Source organism: Haloplanus sp. GCM10025708, assembly GCF_042663985.1.
In the GTDB taxonomy this organism is placed as follows: Archaea; Halobacteriota; Halobacteria; order Halobacteriales; family Haloferacaceae; genus Salinirarus; species Salinirarus marinus.
Window position 1 is genome coordinate 1 of sequence record NZ_JBHSZA010000001.1, and the last position, 20,282, is coordinate 20,282.

A 20,282-nucleotide genomic window follows, 5' to 3' on the forward strand; every position below is an offset into this window, starting at 1 on the left:
CTCAGCGGCCGACGTCCTCGCTCTCCGAGGATGGCGAGCTGCACGTCGAACAACATCCGCCGGGACTTCGTGGAGCGCTCCAAACCGCTGCATGGCTCACCAACCACGACGTCGACGCCTACGTCGCCGAGCTCCCACGGCCCGGGCTCGACAAGGTCGACCTCGACGACTACCTCCAAGGATGGGGCGGCCTCGAAGCCGTCCTCGCGAGTTCCAAGCCGGCGAACGAGCATCCTGCGTTCTCCGAATCCGAGATCGACGACGAGGGCGGGGAAGATGGCAGCGATACCGAGGGGAGTGACGACTACAACCGTCGCTCGAATCGGTCGGCGCTGTTCGATCTCGACATTACCGACGTGACCGGCCTCGACGCCGGAGAGCGGGGGAAGAGCCCGCTCGGCCATCACGGGAACAGCGAGGACTATTTCACCGTCTACGAGGAGGGGACGGAAACGAAAGCGGCCGACCACAAGTACGGGACGACATACACCCCCTCACTTTCCTGTTGGCCGACGCACCCGACAGTTCGCGGTCGGCGGCGAATCCAGGTGGCAGCCTCGACAGTGACCGCGAACTGTTCACGGCGTGGATGCACGCGAAGGACGAAGGACATATTCCAGCGGACGACCCTGTACCCTACCGCGCTCTCCTCGGCGTGGCAGTTGACGATGGCCTCGTCGACGAGGACGACTTAGTTCGTCGGGATAGCGAAACCGGAGACGTCGTCGAGGACGGCACGGCGACCGGGACGTATCGGGCTCTTCCCCCAGGAACGTACGGCGACGTCCTCGCTCACGTCCGCGAGGCGTACGGCGTCGATCCGGGACGCGAAGAGCAATCGGAGAGCGACGACAGCGGCTACGACGACGACCCGCGCGAGGTGGATGCAACGGTCGACCCACGGCGGGCGTGGGAGGCGGCCGGACGCGTCACGCCCGACGACGTCGACGCCGACGACCTCCTCGCGGCCGGAGAGACGTTCGCCTGCCCCGACTGTGCGAAGAACGTCGACGTCGTCCGCGCCGTCGCAATCGCCGAGGGGCTTGTCGAGACGTGTGACGAACCACTCGACGCCGCCTACCCCGAGGCGTACCGCCTCGCTCGCGACGACTACGACGCGCCGCTCCCCCAGTACTACACGACGAGCGACGCAATCGCCGAGTTCGACGCTGTGCTTTCCGTTATCGGCGAAGTCGGATTCTTCCACCTCGACGCCGACGCGCTTCGGTCGAACGTGACCGAGGAGGGCGACGACGTGGGGGGCGAGGCCGTCCGCGCGCTCAATCCGGCGTGGCGTGAGAGCGAGAGCGAGGCGTCGGTGTTGGTGTTCCCCAGCGGGACCGTGTGGGACGCCGATACCGAGCGAACTATCGACGCGCTTCGGTTCGTCGCCCTCGACGCCGGGGTTATCGACGACCCGAGCGACAGTCTAAGCGGCGGGCGATTCACGACCGCCTACCGCCTCGCCCGCCGCCACTACGGCGCGCCGCTCCCGCGGTGGGAACCCGCCGAGGACGGCGAGCGGGCCGTGACGCCGATGCTCCCGCCGAGCGAGGACCTCGTCGACGACCCCGAGGCGGTGGCCGTCTCGCGTGACCGCCTCGACGAGGCCCGCGCCGAGGTGGAGGAGTTAGTCGGTGAGGTGAGCCGCGAAGACGGCACGCCGAACGTCGTGCGGACGCTCCCGGCGACGGGGAAGACGACGGCGACCGTCAAGAACGCGGCCGACCAGCCGACGTCGTACCTCGCACCGCGGAAGGAACTCCAACAGCAGGCCCTCGACAAGGCCGACCGCTGGGGCGTCGACGCGCGAGTGCTGCCGGTGTTCTCCGACGCTCACATCGACGGCGAAGTGCTCACGCAGGCCGTCGGATACGTCCGTCAGAACGGCAAGGACACGCTCCGCGACCGATGGACGATTCGCGGTGGCGTGTGTTGCGAGGAGGGCGAGCTGTATATCGGCCCCGACGAGGAGGAGGAGTCGGTCGATCTTGACCGCGCGACCTGTCCGACGGCCGACGGCGAGCACGGGGAAGCGTGGGGGCTCGCCGTCCACGTCGCCCGGAAACTCGGCTACACGCCCCGTGAGATTCACACGAAGGCGAAGGCCCTGTTTGGGGCGGAACTCCCGTGTTGCGAGGGCGAAGAGCGCTGTACCTACTCCGAGGGGTGGGACCACGTCGCCGACCCCGAGAATCCCGCCGATCTCCTCGTCGGGTCGTACGTCCACGCCCACGTCGAGAGCGTTCGCACCTACTACGAAGAGGGCGACGGTCAGACGCTTCGCTCACCCCGAACCGTCGTCCTCGACGAGTATCCCGGCGAGGCGTTTAGTCGGGAGTTCGGTGAGGAAGCCCTCGACTTCGCAACGTGGTTGGCGAGTACCCTCCGCGAAGACGTCGAGGACCAACGCGACGCTATTGAAGCCGACTTGTGGGGCGACGAGTGGGTGCGCGCGTGGTTAGATGGCGAGGCTGCCGAGGAAGTCGACAGCATCGCCGAAGCCGTGAGCATCCTCGAAGCCCGCGCCGAGGCCGCCGACGCGGCGGAGGCCGCCGACGCGATTCTCGACGAAGTGAGCCACGACCGCCTCGACGACCTGGACGTCTTCGACCCACTGTCGGCCCTCGTCGACGGCAGCGGCGAGCTGCGCGACGTCTACGAAGCCGTGACCGACGCCACCGACGTCCCGCCCGACCACCCGGCAGCGGGGCTCTTGCGATGGGTCGACGACGCTGTCACCGGCCGCCTCGCGACGGCGCTTACGTTAGGTGAAAGTGAGGAAATCGAGATTGCCGCGCTCCCCGTCGACGGCGACCTTCGCGCTCTCGTCGCGGAGGCGGTCGAGGCGGCGGAGGAAGGCCGCGGCGGGGCGGCGAGCATCCTCGAAGCGGCGGCGACCGCCCTCCAGGGCGGCGAGGACGGCTGTCGTGAGCTTGCAGTGTGGGCGGACGATGGATACGCCCACCCCGACGCCCACCACCTCCTCACGGCTCTCGCGGCCCCCAGCGAGGCCGCCCGAGCGACGACGCTCTCGACGTCGTCGTGGGCGTTCGACCCGGCAGCGACCGACGGCACTCGCGTCGACAGCGTCAAAACTGGCGAGCGGGCGACGACCGTCGTCGACCGGAACGGCCACGGCGCGATTCTCCACACGCCGCCGTCGCGAGCGTCCGGCGGCGAGGGGACGCTCCCTCGTCGGCCTCGACGCAACGGCCCGCGCCGCACTCTGGCGCGTCGCTCTCGGCGAACACGTCGAACTCGCAGATATTCACGACAGTGCGCGCGAACGCGCCGAGTTCTTGGAGGACGTGCTCGGCCTGCGCGTCGTGCAGGCGAGTGACCGACCACGGCCGTACGAAGGCGACCCGTCGGGGAAGGACCTCGACGGCGACGTCGCGCTCATTGAAGCCCTCAGCGAGGATTACAGCGGCGTGCACGCCCCCGGCAGCGGGGCGACGACCCGACGCCGGTCGGGAAGCCCGCCGTTATCACGACGAAGGGCGTGCGGAACGTCCTCGAAGACGACGACCGTCTCGACGGCGTCGTTTCGGCGTGGGAGAACTATGGCAACGTGACGGGTGCGAACGACCTCGGCGGCCACCGTCTCGCTGCCCTGCTTGGAAGCCAGCACTTCGGCGACAACGCGGTCGAACGGTTCGCCGCGCTCGCCGGCGAGGAAGTCGATACGTCCCGCCGCGGCGGGCGGGGCGTCGATCTCGACTACGGCAGCGACCTGGCGAACGAATACCTCGGCCATATGCGCGAGGACCAGACGATGCAGGCCATCCTCCGCTTCGCACGCGGCGAGAGCGGGGCGACAGTCGTCGCGAGGACGTCCGCGCTTCGCGACGACCTCCCGGTCGTCGGGCGCGGCCAGGTCGTCGAGACGTGGAGCGAGACGGCGAGTAAGGTCGCTCGGGCGTGGCGACGTCTCGGCGAGGAGTTCACGCGCGCCGACGTCGCCGACGCCGTCGACGTCACTACGCGCCAGGTCCGCCGTGTGCTCGCCGAGTTCGTCGACGCCGGCTACCTCTCACACGTCGCCGGCGGCGACGGCACGGCGAAAGTCTACTCGCCGCGCGACGCGCCGTCCGCTGGGGAGGTTGACCTCCCCAGTGAGGCCGCACCCCCAGCCGAGCCCGGACGACCCGCCTCTAACGAATACTATACGTGGAATGTCCGGGTGGGGGCGCGCGAAACGGGGGTGAGAGACGCCTCGGCGGTGCCGCAACGTCCGCGCGGCGCGCCACCCGCCCCCGACGCGGCTCTCGCGGACGCCGATCCGCCCTCGTAGCCGCCGCAGGCGGTGGTGTTCGCCCGACGGCACAAGCGACAGCGCCGGTTAGAACTCTGCTGTCGGGTCGTACACGTCGCTGCCGTCGCCGGCGTCGAGATCGACGCGATAGCCGTGGACGCCGGAGTCGTAGTCGCCGACCGCCTGCAGGACGGGCCGGACGTTTTTGCGCCACCACGTTTCGCCATCCTGTCCGCGGACGGGGTACTCCTCGGGAAGCCCCAGCTCGTCGAGGGCCTCGCTCTTCCCGAGGCTCCCGCGACTGTGGGCGGCTTCGAGCGCGGCGACGGCGGCCTCGACGCGGGCCTCGCGACGGCCGTCGTCGGTCCATCCTTCGTCGGCGGCCACCGCCTCGACAACCCTCCGCGCCTCGTCGTGGACGCCCGCCTCGCTCTCGGCGTCCTCGGCCGAGGGGTTTGCATCGGCTTTCCCACCCGGTCGCTCTCGCGGCGCGTGGGCGGCCTCTGACGCCCCGCTGTCCGCCACGACAGAGACGTCCATCTCTTCGCGGGTGCGTTCGATGTTCGCGGCCTCGAGGTGAGCGAGTCGTTCTTCGAGTTCGTCGAGGCGATCCCCGACGGCCCGAACTTCGCTCCCCCTCCTTCCGTATTCTCTGTATTCTCATGTATTACGCCCCGGTTTTGCAATATCCACCGGATGTATTCTGTTCGGTTATCGAACCCGAGCGATTCGGCTTCGTCGCTGAGTGAGGCGAGTAGGTCCTCGTCTAAGCGGACGGTGGTCACTTCCATGTATTCTCCGTATTCTCTCAAGCGTATTAAGCGTATTCTCAAGAATACAATACGAGAATACGGAGAATACGGCCAATTGGTTGGCGCGAACCACCAATTCTCTCGCCAACATTGACACAATTGTTAAGGCTATCAGCCCTATACGTTCTAACAGACCAATGTCCGCCGACAAACGCATTCCCGTGACCGAGGAGACGCGAAAGGTACTCCACGAACTGAAAGACCCGGGGCAAACCTACGACGAACTACTCACCGAACTCGCCCAGCAGCGCCGGCGGGAGGAGATGGAAGAGCGATTTCGCGAGCTCGAGGAAGCCGACCGTGATGAGTTGACGCCGCTTGAGGATGTCTGAGTACGACGTCCTCCTCGGCGACCAACCGCGCGAGTTTCTCGACGTCGCTGACGAGAAAACCGAGCGAATCTGCAAGGAGAAATTAGGCTATCTCGCGGAGAACCCGTACCCTGGTCGGGGACGCGGGGACAAGGAGAAGCTTCCCGTCGACGGCCATCGCGACCGCTACCGGCTGCATATCTCGCGGACCTACACGGCGTTCTACACGGTGTTAGAAGACGAGAAAGACGTTCGCGTCCTCGAAATCACCGACATTGACGACGCGCACAAGCGCTACGGCTGGTAGGATACCGTTCATTCGTGGGGCGGCCGATCACGCCAGTCCCGCCTCCTCGAAGGCCTCGTTCACCACGTCGGGCGTCGGGGCGTTCAGGTACGGTTCAATCGCGGCGAACGAATCCCACCCACCGACCTGCATGACGACGCGCGGATTCACCCGTTCGTCGACGAGAAGGCGCTGGGCGAACCGTCGCCGGAGATCGTGAGAGGATACGTGCCGGAAATCGTCGTCCCCCGTCTCGTCGGCCGCGCGCTCGGCGGTGCGTTTCACGACGGCACGGATACCCCGCTCGCTCAACTCGACGAACGACTCGCCCCGGCCGATGTTCTCCTCGTTCTGGTAGCGGTGCAGATCGCCTTCGACGTCGGCGGGGAGATAGGCGTCGCGAGGCTTTCCGCCGTTCCCGGTGGTGTCCTTCCCCTCCTCGACGCGCAGGCGATAGTGCTCGCCGTCGTCGGTGCGTTTGACGTCCTTCGGCCGCACCTGCGGTATCTCGAAGGCGCGCAGGCCGACCCGGCCGCCGAGGCGGATAATCAGGTAGTCGCGGGTACTGGCGGCGACGCGCTCCAGGTCCTCTAACTCCGGGTCGGTCATCCAGACCTTGTGTTGGTCGTTGTCGCCAGCGGTTGCTTCGAGTCTCATGTTACGTTCTTAGGAGAAACCTGCACTTTACTCCGGCGTCGGGGTGGTGTTCACGGTGGTAAACACCCCGATTAGCGGGTGTTCGCTTCCGACTTGTTTCACAAGTCGTCATCGTTCCTGCCAGTGCGGGTCGAGGGCGTTCAGCGCGTCGCGAAGCATCTCCGCGTCCCCCCATAGCGAGATCGACGAGCTGCCGCCGAAGCTCACCCGCCTCCTCTTGCTCTTCGAGCGTGTCCGGCCACGGGGTGTGTTGAACCTCGGTCCAGAGTTCGTACATCTCCTCTTCGTCCAGGTGGATTTCGACAGTGCCGTCTTCCGTTCCGATCCGGAGAACGTAGGCAGCATTCTCGCGTGAACTTGGCCCGTAACTGATGTTCTTTGCACTGGCCGGAGTGTATTCGTGGGTCATGGTGTACAAACGAAGTCGCGTAGTTCAACGAGCAATTCTGGTTTTTCAGTCATGATCTTCACGCGGGTCCTCGACGAGTTCGTACAGCCCGCGGGTGACCTTTCGGACCCATCCCGCACTGGTGAGCCGTTCGAGGGAGTCGTTCACGCGCTGTTTTGGAAGGTCAGTTTCCTCGCGAATGTGGAGCGGATTCGCCGCCCGTTCCTTCAACACGCGAAGCACCTTTTCGTCATTCTCAGTGGGTTCAAAGTCCCGGTTCACAATTGTCGTTACCCTCACTCCCATACGTGATAGTATTTGTCCATACTATTAGTTGTTATTCCGTCCGTTACGGAGTAACGTTCAAGTGGTTGCGTGAAAGAGTAGGCACTACGCACCGGGACGGCGACGACGGCGTCCACATTCGTTGCGAGGTGCAACGGGATGTAAGAAGATACGACGGCGTCGTCAAAGGCCGGCGGCGCGGACACGCCGCTCGACCGGTGCCATAGAAGCTATGGCGAACGAAAATACGCCGTCGGGGGACAAAGACCCGGCGGACACGGCGAAAGCATCGACCAGTAGACGCACGTTCCTCGGCGCGGCGGCCGGCGTGGCCAGCCTTCCGATACTCAGCGACGACGCCAGCGCCGCTGCATCCGAAGAGGCGGCGAATGTCGACTTCATGGGGGAAAAAGTCCTCCAAGACCTCCCCGCCGCCCCGACGATCTGCCTCACGCACGGTCAATTGGAGTTCGGTGTCAGCGATTTAGAGAGAACCGGCGCGTTCGACGTGTCGATTTACCCATATCAGGACGGGACTGATGTAGCCTTAGAGTTCGACGACGAGGGGGATTACGGGAAGGCGTCGTTCCTCGGCTGCATGACGCCGGAGACGGCTCACCGCCTCGGCGCACGACTCTGTGCCGCCGCCGAAAAGGCGTGGGATGAACAATGAGCACCGTCGACGACGCGCCGCCGGACCCGGAGCTGCACGCGCGGATGCAGCTCGAAGAACTCGCCGAGCGGATGGAAGAAATCGACTGGTCGCACGTCGACGGGATTAGCGTCGCCGAGGCGGCGGCGTTCGCCGAGCGGTTTCGGGAGGCGGCCGGTCAATGAGCGACCCGCTCCCCGACCGTGACCTGTTCCGCGCGGCAGTGTCAGCGGAGACGGTCGACGAACTCGACGCCGAGGATCTGGCCGACCGCGCGGGCGTTGACGAGGAGACAGTCGGTGCGGTGCTGTCGGCCGTCGTCGAGGTGGACCGGGAGCTCTACCCGTGGCATGACCCCGACCGCCTGCACACCCTGTACTACGAGCGCGGACACACGCAACCAGAGATCGCGGGGATGCTCGGCTGTTCGTCGCACGTCGTCTCGGAGTGGATGGAGAAGTTGGATATGTCCCCTGGGAAGGGCCACCGGAGCGCGCTCGTTGACTCCTCGACCTCGAGTCCGAACTCGAGGGTGTGTCGGGTCCATGACCCGCGCCTGTCGGCAGCGCTGTTCGGGCGGTCCGTTCGACCACGAGGAGATCGTGATGAGTATCGCGAAGGCCCACGAACTCCTCCGGTGTCCGATTTGCCGGCGTGAGGTGCCTCTCCCCGAGGAGGAGGGCGGAATCGGCGACGCTACCCCCGGGGTTGACGCCCGCAAGACGCACCTGTAGCCCGCGAAAACACCGCTCCGCAGGTAGCTTCAGAAGCCTGCGGGGGAATCGCCCCCGCCGCCGGAAACTGGACCATGTCGACGCGCGACAGGGTCGAAGCGCGGACGACTGGAGAACGAGTCCGGCGTCAAGGCAGGCGCGCACCAGCTCGGTGGTCGTAACTCACTCAGCCGGGGAAGTCGTCGAGGCGGCCGACGGCGAGGCACTCTCATTCCGTGGTTTGACGCCTTTCACTCGCGAATATGACAGTATGGCCCCCCCACTGACCCCGAGTCGTACGATCCCGGTGGCGTCCCCGACGACGGCGACACTGACAACGACCCTCCCACCGACCCCGAGTCGTACGATCCCGGTGGTGTCCCCGACGACTCGTCCTCAGGAGGAGGGAGCAGCGTTCCCGACGATCCAGACCCTGGCGGGGATTGGGACTATCACGACCCAGAGAGTGCACAAGACCCGGATGTCGATTTCGGAGAAGGGGCAGACAGTGGCGGCGGGTCCTCTGACGGCAGCGATCCCCCCACCGATCCAGAGTCGTACGATCCCGGTGGCGTCCCCGACGACGACACCGACAACGATCCCCCCACCGATCCAGAGTCGTACGATCCCGGTGGCGTCCCCGACGACGACACCGACAACGATCCCCCCACCGATCCAGAGTCGTACGATCCCGGTGGCGTCCCCGATGACGGCGACACCGGCAGCGCCGAGGCAGGAGGCAGTAGTGGTAGCGGGGCGGGAGGCGACAGCGGGTCTGCTGTGTCGCAAAACCAGCTGACGGGCGGCCTCGAAGAGGAGTACGGCGCGATGAGTGGCAAGGAAGGAGCACTCCCAGATGCGGTCCAACAGCTCCAGGGTCGCATCGACCGAAACGCCCCGGGAGTGTCGCTCACAGACACAAACCAGTACAACATCGTTCGCCGCGACGGCACGCTCGGTGTCACGTTCTCGGCGAGTGCTCGGCAGACGATGCGTCGGCAGACTATCCAAGAGGTGGCCGAGGACGGCCCCGCACAGGGTCGGACATCCGCCCCCGATCCGTCGACCGTCGAGGACCCAACCGAGGTCCCAGGCGTCGTCGCCGGCCCTGATGGAGCCCAAGTCGCGCCGGCAATCCAGGACCGGCGATTCGAGCAACAGCTCGCGCAGGAGCTGTCGGCGTCGCGTGCCGACCTCAAGCAGCGTGTCGCGTCGCAAGTGGAGGGAGCGGATCCCTCAGATGTCGAGACGCGGATCGAAGACGGCCAGGTCGTCGGGTCGCTCGACGAGGACTTCGAGAGAGAGAGCGCGCGCGACCGGGCGGCGGCACAAGCCTACCGGCGGCGAATGAGAGCCCAACGACAGCAGGACGGTCAAGGAGACATAGCCTCCGGAGGTCAGTTAGGAGACCTGCTCCTCCAACCACAGACGACGTCGACGACGCTCGGCGGCATCGACCGGACGCTCGCGAGAGCACAGGCCCGACGCTCGGCCAAAGAGAGTCTGCGAAACCAGGGCCTCGACCCCAGCGCGTTCGAGATTACGGCGTCAGCAACGGGCGACGTCCAGATCGACCGTCGCGAACAGTTCGGCGATTTAGACTGGTCGTTCGGCTTGGGGGCGACGGCGACGAAGTCGAAGGGGCGGCTGATGCGTTCTCGGAGCAGGTGCAAACCGGAGCACAGAACTTCGGTCAAAAAGTGTTTAGCCGCGACGTCGCGGGGAGAGCGGCGGGGCGGCCGTCCTCGAGGCAGCCGGCTACGACAATCTCGCCGCAGCCTACGACCGCGAAATTCGGAACGTGGGTGAAGGCGTCGTGATCGGGCCCGCAGGGCTTGTTGCGCAAGTGCCGCAACTGGCGACCGAGATCCCCGAAACGCTCGGGTACACCGCCCACAACCCGTTAGAGACTGCGGAAAAGGCCCCCGAGGCGGTGGCGAATCGCGCGGTTCGGGCGGTCGAGCAGGCGCGTCAAAACCCGGCGAAGACCGCCGGGATGTTGCTCGGGAGCGCGGCCGCTTCCGGTGGGGTATTCCGAGCGACGCAAGGGACGAAGCTCGGAGCAGCGGCCCGCTACTCCCTTCAACCGGGGAGGAACTCGTGAAAGCCGGCATTCGCCGCGGCGCGCTCGGGAGTCGCGCGGCGACTCTCACCCCCGGCGTCTCGACCGCACAGGTTGAGATGCCCGCCGAGACGGCCACGGCAGAGACGTCGACGGCGTCGGAGAGCGTCACGAATCGTGTGCGAAGCGTGACCGACCGCGCGCCGCGGGTGAGCGTCCGCCGCGACGCCGACGCACCGATCCTCGAAGTCGACCCGATGCTCAAACAGCAACTCACGAGCATCCCCAGCAACTCTGTTCCCGACATCGCCGACACGATCGAAAGGGGGTTGAGCGAGGAGAGGCGGTTAAAGGGACTGCTCGCACCGTTAGACAACGCGCCGAGCTTGAGGTTCGGGGGCAGAAAGCGGCCCTGGAAGAGACGGTGAGCCAAGCCCCTACCTCACGGGGTGAGCTGCTCGACACAGCCCATCGGAAAACCAGTCGGGCGAAGCACAAAGCCCGTCGGGGGAGAACCGCCGGGATGCTGGCCGGCATCAAACTCGCCAACCAAGCCCGCGACGTGGGAGGTGAGCTCAAATCCATACCTAATGACATCACCACACCCGGGTTGTCGACTCCGTCGCTGTCCCCCCCACGCAGGGGGACCTCAACTCACTCGCTTACAGCACCGGCCGGGCGTCCGGGCGTGCCGAAGTAAAAGCCCGGTTGCGAGCGGCTGACACTGAAAGTCGCCTTCTCTCGTCGTACAACGACGTGCGTGAGGGAGCACTGTTCGCCCGTGACCGAATCCAGAACTTCGATCTCCCCGACCAGGGCGACTTCGACTCACTCGCACACAGCACCGGCCGGGCGACCGGCCGTGTCGAAGTCAGAGCCCGATTGCGGGCCGCAAGAGCTGGGGGCGAACTCCTTTCGTCGTACAACGACGTGCGTGAGGGAGCACTGTTCGCCCGTGACCGAGCCCGAAACTTCGACCTTCCCAATCAGGACGACCTCGACTCACTCGCTTATTCCACGGGACGGGCGGCCGGACGCGCCGAAGTAAAAACCCGGTTGCGAGCGGCCGACACTGAAAGTCGCCTTCTCTCGTTGTGGGATGAGAGTCGCAAGAGCGTTCGGGACACCGGCGACCGCATTCAGAACGCGCTCGAATCCGCACCCGAACGGGTCCAAGCCGCTCGTGACACCACTGTTTACGTGGGGCCGATCCGACCCCGCCGAAGCACCGCATATCTGGATGAGGGAGCGATCCCCGACTTCGAGGCGGAATCTGGCCCGTTCGCCGATGGCGACCTCGGCGACCTCCCCGGCTTCTTCGAGGTGAACGAGCGGCCGGACATCGAAACCGCTCGCGACGACGGCCAGAACGTGTTGACCGTCATGCGCCAAGAGACCGAGTCGTCGACGAAGATGGAAGCCGAGACCGAGCGCCGCCGCCGGGAGATCAACGAGGACGAGGGTATGGGGCTCGGGCCCTACGCTGTCGGTGCCGGGCTCGGTCTCTCCACCTCCCCGCAGGGGGCCGATGTAGAATTTGACGGCCCATCCGTCGACGAGTTCGGTGGGCCGAGTGTTGGCACCGACGACGCCGGACGCGTCGGGGACGACACGTTCGGCGAGGGCGTCGGCGAGAGATTCTGGGAGGGCGTCGGCAGCGGCCTCGGCTTCGAGACCGAGACGGCCGTCGGCCTCGAGCAAGAGCAAGAGCAAGCGCTCGGATTTGAGACGGAACTGGAGACCGAAACGGAACTGGAGACCGAAACGGAACTGGAGACCGAAACGGAACTGGAGACCGAAACGGAACTGGAGACCGAAACGGAACTGGAGACCGAAACGGAACTGGAGACCGAAACCGAGACCGCCCCGCCCCTGGAAATGGAAACGACGTTCCCCGACGACGACCGCGACGAAGATCGTCGCGGCGGCCTCCCGGATGGCTCACCTCGGGGGAGACGTTCGACACGGGCGTCGTGCAATCGTTCGACGAGCTCGAGGAGAGCAGTGACGATTCGTTCGGCGGCTTCGGCGATCCGTTCGAGGGGAGCACCGACCCGTTCGACGACCTCGGGTTCTGACGCCAAGGGCGCGTTAGTTACCTTAGGTTGGATTACCTGTGGGTGTCTCTCTCTTTCTTTTCCCGATCTTCCTCGCCCCAACGGAAGCATCGTTCGCGAGGAGTTTCTTCGCCGAGGACGGCGGTGGACACGATAACCCGCCCCGAACGCCCCCGCCGCTCCCTGTCAGCCCCTCTCCAGATGGTATACGCGTATGTAGATAGGTATGGCCCCTTCTGCAGATTACTATCACTGCGGTATCCCGCTCCCGTATGGCGATTAGGCACACGCTACTGATAGCCGCCTGTTCACCGGCTAATCGCATTACAGCGGGCCGATGTACGCGCAACGTACGAGAGCACCGGCATACCACCGACTACTGACCGCGTTCCCCGCGTTCGTGCGACGTACATCGTAAAGAAGAGCGCCGCCCTCCGGGGATTACCGGCGATTCAGGTTGTTTCGTGTTGGTTTGTTGCCTACCGACCCGTCGGGGCGGACGTGCAGGCTGTCGGCGCTCTCACCCTCGCGAAGCTCCTCTGGCGGTTCGCCGCCGCTCAGTAGCTCACTCGGGTCCGGGTCACCCGGGGCCTCCGCCTGGTTTTGCTCGGCCGCCGATGGCTGTTGCGTCGCGTGGTCGTCCTCCGCGCCGGCCTGGAGCGCCTCGACGATCTCGACGACAGCTGCCTCCACCTCGCGGAGGCGCTGGGCTACCTCCGGGTGGACCGTCGGCTCACCGTCCGTCGCGCCGCCTGCCGCCGTGACGTCCTCCTCGTAGACCGCGAGGAGCGCCTCGACCTTCGACTGAAAGCCGAGTTCGTCCGCCGGGACGCCGGTCCGCTCGCGGATGGCCTCGTCGACGCGGTCGATGAGCTCTACCTCCACCGTTGGTCGGGTTGTGTCCGCCATTGCACACGGATGTACGCCCGGAGGACGTGTGAAGGCCCGGAATGAGACGGCGCATTCCCTCGGCGGTCGGCGACGTCAACTCGGGAGGGGCTCCTCTATAGGTACGTACAAGACAGTATGGCTGTTGTTGTTGACAGCGGGCGATATCGCCGCCGTCTTGCGATTATGCGACAGCGGCGGACAACACCGTCCATTCCACCTAATCGCATGGCGGGGCGGCGATGTACGCGCAAGGTACGGATGTGGGCGAGTAGTAGAGTAATAGCGTTGCGTTCCTGCGTACCTCTGTCGTACATCCAAGGTTACAACGGCGCTCTCGCTCGAAACCGGGCGTGTTCGGTTATCACCAATAGTACACAATTCTTGGGCTCAGGCGGCCAATTGTGTGGTTGTGGTACATCGGTGTGGGCATCTATCCCATAGTTAAGTGCCTAAAAACGGTAGTGAGGAGGTAAGAGCAAAGAGATACACGCACCGCTCTTCGGTGCTACATCTCGAAGAAGGGGTGGGACTGGATGTCCGCTCCTTCCTTCGCCGTGCGGCGTGATAGAAGTTAGGATTCAGCGGTCGGTGAGCGACCGCTCTATCAACACCAACCAATGAGCATGACCGACACCCCGAACGGACGAACCGAGCAGCAAACGACCCTCGACGGCGGGCTCGTGGAGCATCCCGACGACGCGAGCGGCCTCGAAGGCCTCGCGACGATCTTGTGGATGGTCGGCCGAGAGCATCCCGACGACGACGTCCACGCGCAGGTGCGGCGAGCGGCAAAGCGAGCACGCGAGCAAGATATCTTCCCGCTTAGCGGGGGTGAGGACGGTGCGTGAGCGTGTTCTCGTCGAGGACGGCGAGATAGCCCACGATATCGCCGCGTCGGCCATGGCCGGCCAGTATCAGCGAGGTGAGCGGATTATCTTCGGCGAGGTGCAGCTCGCCCCCACGAAAGACAACACGCCGATTTACTACGTCGACGACCGTCGGAGCGAGGCGACCGTCGACGTCCTCAACTGCCGCGCCATCTCCACGGCCACGCAACTCGTCGCGGCGCTCAACCGAATCTGTGAGAACCTGGAGGCCAACCGATGAGCGTCGAGTGTCCCGCCTGCGACGGCAGCGGCGAGATCGACGCCGGCGAGGCGAGCTGGTCGACGCCGCCCGCCCAAGGTGGTCCGTCCACGGACGGTGAGAACTACCGGGTGCAGTGGCACCCGTCTTCTGGCACCGTTAAGCGGGCGCTGTTCCGCGTCGCGACGGCCGACCGGGTGGCGACGCTTCTACACGTCCGCACCATCCTCGTCCGGCAGCGCGGCGGCGAGAGCACGTGTATCGTCGACCCCGAGGCGACGCTCGACGACGTCCCCGACGCGCTGCTTACGCAAATGAGAGCGGACGGCTACCGGCCCGCCGAGAGGACGGTGGTTGTATGACCGATGCCTGTACCCGGTGCGGTGACAGCATCGTTCACGGGACGAGAGAGCGGTTCCAACTCCGCGCCTACGATTACACCGAGAGTTCGGGGGCGCTGTACGAGGGCGGCCTGTGCGCGGCGTGTTGGAGCGATCTGGTTCGGTTCATGGCCGAGGACCCCTGCGACCGGAGGTGGGCAACCGCATGACCCATCGGTTCGGGGGTTTTAAGACGGGTCCTGTGGAAACGGAGGGACAAGCACAGCTAACGAATGAGTTGAAAGCCGAGGGAAGGAACCGCATCCCCCAGCATGGAACCTGTGGGTGTTTCTTCTCTCCCGGGAGCCTAAAACGTTTTCGAACGGGAACTAATCCGTTTAAACGGGCACTAAGGCGACTGGTCCCGGGCCCCGACCGCAGGCGGCTGCGTGCGGTCGCTACGCCCACGATGGACGATAGACACGACACCGACGGCGGACGAACAGACGACGAGTACCCGCGGCGAAAAGGGGGCGGCCAATGACGCCCGACGTCGACGCCGAGACGTGGGGGCGACTCTTCGACCGCCTCGACGACGAGGCACCCCCGCGCTCGAAGTCGCGGAACGCCTCGCCGACGCCCTCGATCTCTCGGTGGCCGACGCGCAGGCCGCCGTCTACGACGCCATCGACGCGGACCTCCTCGAAGAGGACGGCGAGGGCTTCGGCGGCGTCTCGCTCGCTGCGGAGGGTGGTTCTGCCGACGATACCCCTACCCCTCACGGGGTGGAAACCGCCGAGGAACCACCTGTTAACGGGCGAAAACAGGCTCTCGACGCTTTCGAGGTGGCTATGGATTACTTCCACGACCGCCTCGACGACCCGATGGGACTCGGTGAGGGACGCACCGCCCGCGAGTATCTGCGCGAAGAGCGTGGGTGGTCCGACGAAACTATCGACGCTGCCGGCCTCGGATGGGCACCGACCGGGGATACTGCACTCCTCGACCATCTCATGCGGCAGGGATTCGACCGCGAAGCCATCCTCGGAACGGGGCTGTTCTACGAGAACGGGCTTCGCCCCCACTTCCGCGGCCGTGTGGTCTTTCCGTACTTCGACGTCGACGGGCGTCCGGTGTACGCCATTGCGCGGACGGTCGACCACCCGGACGACCACCTCGACGCCGGGCAGAAATACATCAAGGCCATCAAGACCAAGGACCATTCCGTCGTCGACGAACCGATTTACGGCCTCGGTTCGCTCGCCGAAGGCGATGGGCCGATTTTGATAACCGAAGGTGTGGCCGACGCGATTACGGCCCATGCGGCAGGCTATCGGTGCGTCTCACCGGTGACGACGCGATTCAAGCAGAAACACCTCGCTCCGCTTCGAGAGGCTCTCGCGGAATACGACGCGGACGTGTACGTCGTGCAGGACGCCGAGCGGCCGACGTCCTCGCTCTCCGAGGATGGCGAGCTGCACGTCGAACAACATCCGCCGGGACTTCGTGGAGCGCTCCAAACCGCTGCATGGCTCACCAACCACGACGTCGACGCCTACGTCGCCGAGCTCCCACGGCCCGGGCTCGACAAGGTCGACCTCGACGACTACCTCCAAGGATGGGGCGGCCTCGAAGCCGTCCTCGCGAGTTCCAAGCCGGCGAACGAGCATCCTGCGTTCTCCGAATCCGAGATCGACGACGAGGGCGGGGAAGATGGCAGCGATACCGAGGGGAGTGACGACTACAACCGTCGCTCGAATCGGTCGGCGCTGTTCGATCTCGACATTACCGACGTGACCGGCCTCGACGCCGGAGAGCGGGGGAAGAGCCCGCTCGGCCATCACGGGAACAGCGAGGACTATTTCACCGTCTACGAGGAGGGGACGGAAACGAAAGCGGCCGACCACAAGTACGGGACGACATACACCCCCTCACTTTCCTGTTGGCCGACGCACCCGACAGTTCGCGGTCGGCGGCGAATCCAGGTGGCAGCCTCGACAGTGACCGCGAACTGTTCACGGCGTGGATGCACGCGAAGGACGAAGGACATATTCCAGCGGACGACCCTGTACCCTACCGCGCTCTCCTCGGCGTGGCAGTTGACGATGGCCTCGTCGACGAGGACGACTTAGTTCGTCGGGATAGCGAAACCGGAGACGTCGTCGAGGACGGCACGGCGACCGGGACGTATCGGGCTCTTCCCCCAGGAACGTACGGCGACGTCCTCGCTCACGTCCGCGAGGCGTACGGCGTCGATCCGGGACGCGAAGAGCAATCGGAGAGCGACGACAGCGGCTACGACGACGACCCGCGCGAGGTGGATGCAACGGTCGACCCACGGCGGGCGTGGGAGGCGGCCGGACGCGTCACGCCCGACGACGTCGACGCCGACGACCTCCTCGCGGCCGGAGAGACGTTCGCCTGCCCCGACTGTGCGAAGAACGTCGACGTCGTCCGCGCCGTCGCAATCGCCGAGGGGCTTGTCGAGACGTGTGACGAACCACTCGACGCCGCCTACCCCGAGGCGTACCGCCTCGCTCGCGACGACTACGACGCGCCGCTCCCCCAGTACTACACGACGAGCGACGCAATCGCCGAGTTCGACGCTGTGCTTTCCGTTATCGGCGAAGTCGGATTCTTCCACCTCGACGCCGACGCGCTTCGGTCGAACGTGACCGAGGAGGGCGACGACGTGGGGGGCGAGGCCGTCCGCGCGCTCAATCCGGCGTGGCGTGAGAGCGAGAGCGAGGCGTCGGTGTTGGTGTTCCCCAGCGGGACCGTGTGGGACGCCGATACCGAGCGAACTATCGACGCGCTTCGGTTCGTCGCCCTCGACGCCGGGGTTATCGACGACCCGAGCGACAGTCTAAGCGGCGGGCGATTCACGACCGCCTACCGCCTCGCCCGCCGCCACTACGGCGCGCCGCTCCCGCGGTGGGAACCCGCCGAGGACGGCGAGCGGGCCGTGACGCCGATGCTCCCGCCGAGCGAGGACCTCGTCGACGACCCCGAGGCGGTGGCCGTCTCGCGTGACCGCCTCGACGAGGCCCGCGCCGAGGTGGAGGAGTTAGTCGGTGAGGTGAGCCGCGAAGACGGCACGCCGAACGTCGTGCGGACGCTCCCGGCGACGGGGAAGACGACGGCGACCGTCAAGAACGCGGCCGACCAGCCGACGTCGTACCTCGCACCGCGGAAGGAACTCCAACAGCAGGCCCTCGACAAGGCCGACCGCTGGGGCGTCGACGCGCGAGTGCTGCCGGTGTTCTCCGACGCTCACATCGACGGCGAAGTGCTCACGCAGGCCGTCGGATACGTCCGTCAGAACGGCAAGGACACGCTCCGCGACCGATGGACGATTCGCGGTGGCGTGTGTTGCGAGGAGGGCGAGCTGTATATCGGCCCCGACGAGGAGGAGGAGTCGGTCGATCTTGACCGCGCGACCTGTCCGACGGCCGACGGCGAGCACGGGGAAGCGTGGGGGCTCGCCGTCCACGTCGCCCGGAAACTCGGCTACACGCCCCGTGAGATTCACACGAAGGCGAAGGCCCTGTTTGGGGCGGAACTCCCGTGTTGCGAGGGCGAAGAGCGCTGTACCTACTCCGAGGGGTGGGACCACGTCGCCGACCCCGAGAATCCCGCCGATCTCCTCGTCGGGTCGTACGTCCACGCCCACGTCGAGAGCGTTCGCACCTACTACGAAGAGGGCGACGGTCAGACGCTTCGCTCACCCCGAACCGTCGTCCTCGACGAGTATCCCGGCGAGGCGTTTAGTCGGGAGTTCGGTGAGGAAGCCCTCGACTTCGCAACGTGGTTGGCGAGTACCCTCCGCGAAGACGTCGAGGACCAACGCGACGCTATTGAAGCCGACTTGTGGGGCGACGAGTGGGTGCGCGCGTGGTTAGATGGCGAGGCTGCCGAGGAAGTCGACAGCATCGCCGAAGCCGTGAGCATCCTCGAAGCCCGCGCCGAGGCCGCCGACGCGGCGGAGGCCGCCGACGCGATTCTCGACGAAGTGAGCCACGACCGCCTCGACGACCTGGACGTCTTCGACCCACTGTCGGCCCTCGTCGACGGCAGCGGCGAGCTGCGCGACGTCTACGAAGCCGTGACCGACGCCACCGACGTCCCGCCCGACCACCCGGCAGCGGGGCTCTTGCGATGGGTCGACGACGCTGTCACCGGCCGCCTCGCGACGGCGCTTACGTTAGGTGAAAGTGAGGAAATCGAGATTGCCGCGCTCCCCGTCGACGGCGACCTTCGCGCTCTCGTCGCGGAGGCGGTCGAGGCGGCGGAGGAAGGCCGCGGCGGGGCGGCGAGCATCCTCGAAGCGGCGGCGACCGCCCTCCAGGGCGGCGAGGACGGCTGTCGTGAGCTTGCAGTGTGGGCGGACGATGGATACGCCCACCCCGACGCCCACCACCTCCTCACGGCTCTCGCGGCCCCCAGCGAGGCCGCCCGAGCGACGACGCTCTCGACGTCGTCGTGGGCGTTCGACCCGGCAGCGACCGACGGCACTCGCGTCGACAGCGTCAAAACTGGCGAGCGGGCGACGACCGTCGTCGACCGGAACGGCCACGGCGCGATTCTCCACACGCCGCCGTCGCGAGCGTCCGGCGGCGAGGGGGACGCTCCCTCGTCGGCCTCGACGCAACGGCCCGCGCCGCACTCTGGCGCGTCGCTCTCGGCGAACACGTCGAACTCGCAGATATTCACGACAGTGCGCGCGAACGCGCCGAGTTCTTGGAGGACGTGCTCGGCCTGCGCGTCGTGCAGGCGAGTGACCGACCACGGCCGTACGAAGGCGACCCGTCGGGGAAGGACCTCGACGGCGACGTCGCGCTCATTGAAGCCCTCAGCGAGGATTACAGCGGCGTGCACGCCCCCGGCAGCGGGGCGACGACCCGACGCCGGTCGGGAAGCCCGCCGTTATCACGACGAAGGGCGTGCGGAACGTCCTCGAAGACGACGACCGTCTCGACGGCGTCGTTTCGGCGTGGGAGAACTATGGCAACGTGACGGGTGCGAACGACCTCGGCGGCCACCGTCTCGCTGCCCTGCTTGGAAGCCAGCACTTCGGCGACAACGCGGTCGAACGGTTCGCCGCGCTCGCCGGCGAGGAAGTCGATACGTCCCGCCGCGGCGGGCGGGGCGTCGATCTCGACTACGGCAGCGACCTGGCGAACGAATACCTCGGCCATATGCGCGAGGACCAGACGATGCAGGCCATCCTCCGCTTCGCACGCGGCGAGAGCGGGGCGACAGTCGTCGCGAGGACGTCCGCGCTTCGCGACGACCTCCCGGTCGTCGGGCGCGGCCAGGTCGTCGAGACGTGGAGCGAGACGGCGAGTAAGGTCGCTCGGGCGTGGCGACGTCTCGGCGAGGAGTTCACGCGCGCCGACGTCGCCGACGCCGTCGACGTCACTACGCGCCAGGTCCGCCGTGTGCTCGCCGAGTTCGTCGACGCCGGCTACCTCTCACACGTCGCCGGCGGCGACGGCACGGCG

21 protein-coding genes and 1 pseudogene are annotated in these 20,282 nt (G+C 66.2%); 18 read left to right on the forward strand and 4 right to left on the reverse strand.

What is annotated here, in order from left to right; genetic code table 11:
- The 3 genes and pseudogenes from ACFQJD_RS00005 to ACFQJD_RS00015 all read left to right on the forward strand — a co-directional run.
- Positions 1-695, forward strand: a pseudogene (locus ACFQJD_RS00005) (hypothetical protein); the annotation flags it as partial.
- On the forward strand, positions 656-3,343 hold the full coding sequence (locus ACFQJD_RS00010) for a hypothetical protein (RefSeq protein WP_379795288.1): 2,688 nt from the start codon (positions 656-658) through the stop codon (positions 3,341-3,343). The pseudogene ACFQJD_RS00005 and the gene ACFQJD_RS00010, both read left to right, overlap by 40 nt.
- A gap of 162 nt (positions 3,344-3,505) precedes the next feature.
- Complete coding sequence (locus ACFQJD_RS00015; RefSeq protein WP_379795290.1) at positions 3,506-4,297, forward strand: hypothetical protein; 792 nt, start codon at positions 3,506-3,508, stop codon at positions 4,295-4,297.
- A gap of 48 nt (positions 4,298-4,345) precedes the next feature.
- Here the strand turns inward: ACFQJD_RS00015 and ACFQJD_RS00020 are convergent, their stop codons facing one another.
- Positions 4,346-4,798, reverse strand: a complete 453-nt coding sequence (locus tag ACFQJD_RS00020; RefSeq protein WP_379795292.1) for a hypothetical protein — start codon at positions 4,796-4,798, stop codon at positions 4,346-4,348.
- A 409-nt stretch (positions 4,799-5,207) separates the two neighbouring features.
- Here ACFQJD_RS00020 and ACFQJD_RS00025 point away from each other — a divergent pair, with 409 nt between their 5' ends.
- Together ACFQJD_RS00025 and ACFQJD_RS00030 are read left to right on the forward strand one after the other, a co-directional pair.
- Positions 5,208-5,402: a hypothetical protein gene (locus tag ACFQJD_RS00025; RefSeq protein ID WP_379795294.1), complete on the forward strand. Its 195-nt coding sequence runs from the start codon at positions 5,208-5,210 to the stop codon at positions 5,400-5,402.
- Entirely contained in the window at positions 5,395-5,688 is a 294-nt protein-coding gene (locus tag ACFQJD_RS00030; protein WP_379795296.1) for a type II toxin-antitoxin system RelE family toxin, read from the forward strand. Before ACFQJD_RS00025 ends, ACFQJD_RS00030 begins: the two co-directional genes overlap by 8 nt.
- Positions 5,689-5,715: 27 nt before the next feature.
- Here the strand turns inward: ACFQJD_RS00030 and ACFQJD_RS00035 are convergent, their stop codons facing one another.
- Both ACFQJD_RS00035 and ACFQJD_RS00040 read right to left on the reverse strand, forming a co-directional pair.
- Positions 5,716-6,324 carry a site-specific integrase gene (locus ACFQJD_RS00035; RefSeq protein ID WP_379795298.1) on the reverse strand — a complete coding sequence of 203 codons (609 nt, stop codon included), beginning with the start codon at positions 6,322-6,324 and terminating at the stop codon, positions 5,716-5,718.
- Positions 6,325-6,778: 454 nt separating this feature from the next.
- Positions 6,779-7,018, reverse strand: a complete 240-nt coding sequence (locus ACFQJD_RS00040; RefSeq protein ID WP_379795300.1) for a helix-turn-helix domain-containing protein — start codon at positions 7,016-7,018, stop codon at positions 6,779-6,781.
- A 307-nt stretch (positions 7,019-7,325) separates the two neighbouring features.
- On the opposite strand from ACFQJD_RS00040, the gene ACFQJD_RS00045 reads away from it, so the two are divergent.
- The 7 genes from ACFQJD_RS00045 to ACFQJD_RS00075 all read left to right on the forward strand — a co-directional run bounded on the left by ACFQJD_RS00045 (position 7,326) and on the right by ACFQJD_RS00075 (position 12,638).
- Positions 7,326-7,670: a hypothetical protein gene (locus ACFQJD_RS00045; protein WP_379795302.1), complete on the forward strand. Its 345-nt coding sequence runs from the start codon at positions 7,326-7,328 to the stop codon at positions 7,668-7,670.
- Positions 7,667-7,834, forward strand: a complete 168-nt coding sequence (locus ACFQJD_RS00050; protein ID WP_379795304.1) for a hypothetical protein — start codon at positions 7,667-7,669, stop codon at positions 7,832-7,834. The genes ACFQJD_RS00045 and ACFQJD_RS00050 overlap by 4 nt, the downstream gene beginning before the upstream one ends.
- Positions 7,831-8,307 (forward strand): hypothetical protein, encoded by a 477-nt coding sequence (locus ACFQJD_RS00055; protein ID WP_379795306.1) that lies wholly within the window; start codon positions 7,831-7,833, stop codon positions 8,305-8,307. Before ACFQJD_RS00050 ends, ACFQJD_RS00055 begins: the two co-directional genes overlap by 4 nt.
- An 835-nt stretch (positions 8,308-9,142) precedes the next feature.
- Positions 9,143-10,171 (forward strand): hypothetical protein, encoded by a 1,029-nt coding sequence (locus tag ACFQJD_RS00060; protein WP_379795308.1) that lies wholly within the window; start codon positions 9,143-9,145, stop codon positions 10,169-10,171.
- Positions 10,172-10,178: 7 nt separating this feature from the next.
- Positions 10,179-10,466, forward strand: coding sequence for a hypothetical protein (locus ACFQJD_RS00065; RefSeq protein ID WP_379795310.1), 288 nt, complete (start codon positions 10,179-10,181; stop codon positions 10,464-10,466).
- 77 nt (positions 10,467-10,543) lie between these two features.
- Positions 10,544-10,852 carry a hypothetical protein gene (locus ACFQJD_RS00070; RefSeq protein WP_379795312.1) on the forward strand — a complete coding sequence of 103 codons (309 nt, stop codon included), beginning with the start codon at positions 10,544-10,546 and terminating at the stop codon, positions 10,850-10,852.
- Between the two features lie 328 nt (positions 10,853-11,180).
- A complete protein-coding gene (locus tag ACFQJD_RS00075; protein ID WP_379795314.1) occupies positions 11,181-12,638 on the forward strand; it encodes a hypothetical protein in 1,458 nt (485 codons plus the stop codon).
- A gap of 284 nt (positions 12,639-12,922) precedes the next feature.
- On the opposite strand, the gene ACFQJD_RS00080 is transcribed toward ACFQJD_RS00075, so the two are convergent.
- Positions 12,923-13,390: a hypothetical protein gene (locus ACFQJD_RS00080; RefSeq protein WP_379795316.1), complete on the reverse strand. Its 468-nt coding sequence runs from the start codon at positions 13,388-13,390 to the stop codon at positions 12,923-12,925.
- A gap of 605 nt (positions 13,391-13,995) precedes the next feature.
- Between ACFQJD_RS00080 and ACFQJD_RS00085 the strand changes: the two genes are divergently transcribed.
- The 6 genes from ACFQJD_RS00085 (at position 13,996) to ACFQJD_RS00110 (ending at position 20,128) form a co-directional block, all read left to right on the forward strand.
- Positions 13,996-14,220 (forward strand): hypothetical protein, encoded by a 225-nt coding sequence (locus ACFQJD_RS00085; RefSeq protein WP_379795318.1) that lies wholly within the window; start codon positions 13,996-13,998, stop codon positions 14,218-14,220.
- Entirely contained in the window at positions 14,213-14,479 is a 267-nt protein-coding gene (locus ACFQJD_RS00090) for a hypothetical protein (protein ID WP_379795320.1), read from the forward strand. The genes ACFQJD_RS00085 and ACFQJD_RS00090 overlap by 8 nt, the downstream gene beginning before the upstream one ends.
- Positions 14,476-14,820, forward strand: a complete 345-nt coding sequence (locus ACFQJD_RS00095; protein ID WP_379795322.1) for a hypothetical protein — start codon at positions 14,476-14,478, stop codon at positions 14,818-14,820. The genes ACFQJD_RS00090 and ACFQJD_RS00095 overlap by 4 nt, the downstream gene beginning before the upstream one ends.
- Positions 14,817-15,008, forward strand: coding sequence for a hypothetical protein (locus ACFQJD_RS00100; RefSeq protein ID WP_379795324.1), 192 nt, complete (start codon positions 14,817-14,819; stop codon positions 15,006-15,008). The genes ACFQJD_RS00095 and ACFQJD_RS00100 overlap by 4 nt, the downstream gene beginning before the upstream one ends.
- Positions 15,009-15,344: 336 nt before the next feature.
- Complete coding sequence (locus tag ACFQJD_RS00105; protein ID WP_379795326.1) at positions 15,345-16,910, forward strand: hypothetical protein; 1,566 nt, start codon at positions 15,345-15,347, stop codon at positions 16,908-16,910.
- A complete protein-coding gene (locus tag ACFQJD_RS00110) occupies positions 16,871-20,128 on the forward strand; it encodes a hypothetical protein (RefSeq protein ID WP_379795328.1) in 3,258 nt (1,085 codons plus the stop codon). The genes ACFQJD_RS00105 and ACFQJD_RS00110 overlap by 40 nt, the downstream gene beginning before the upstream one ends.
- Positions 20,129-20,282 lie beyond the last annotated feature (154 nt).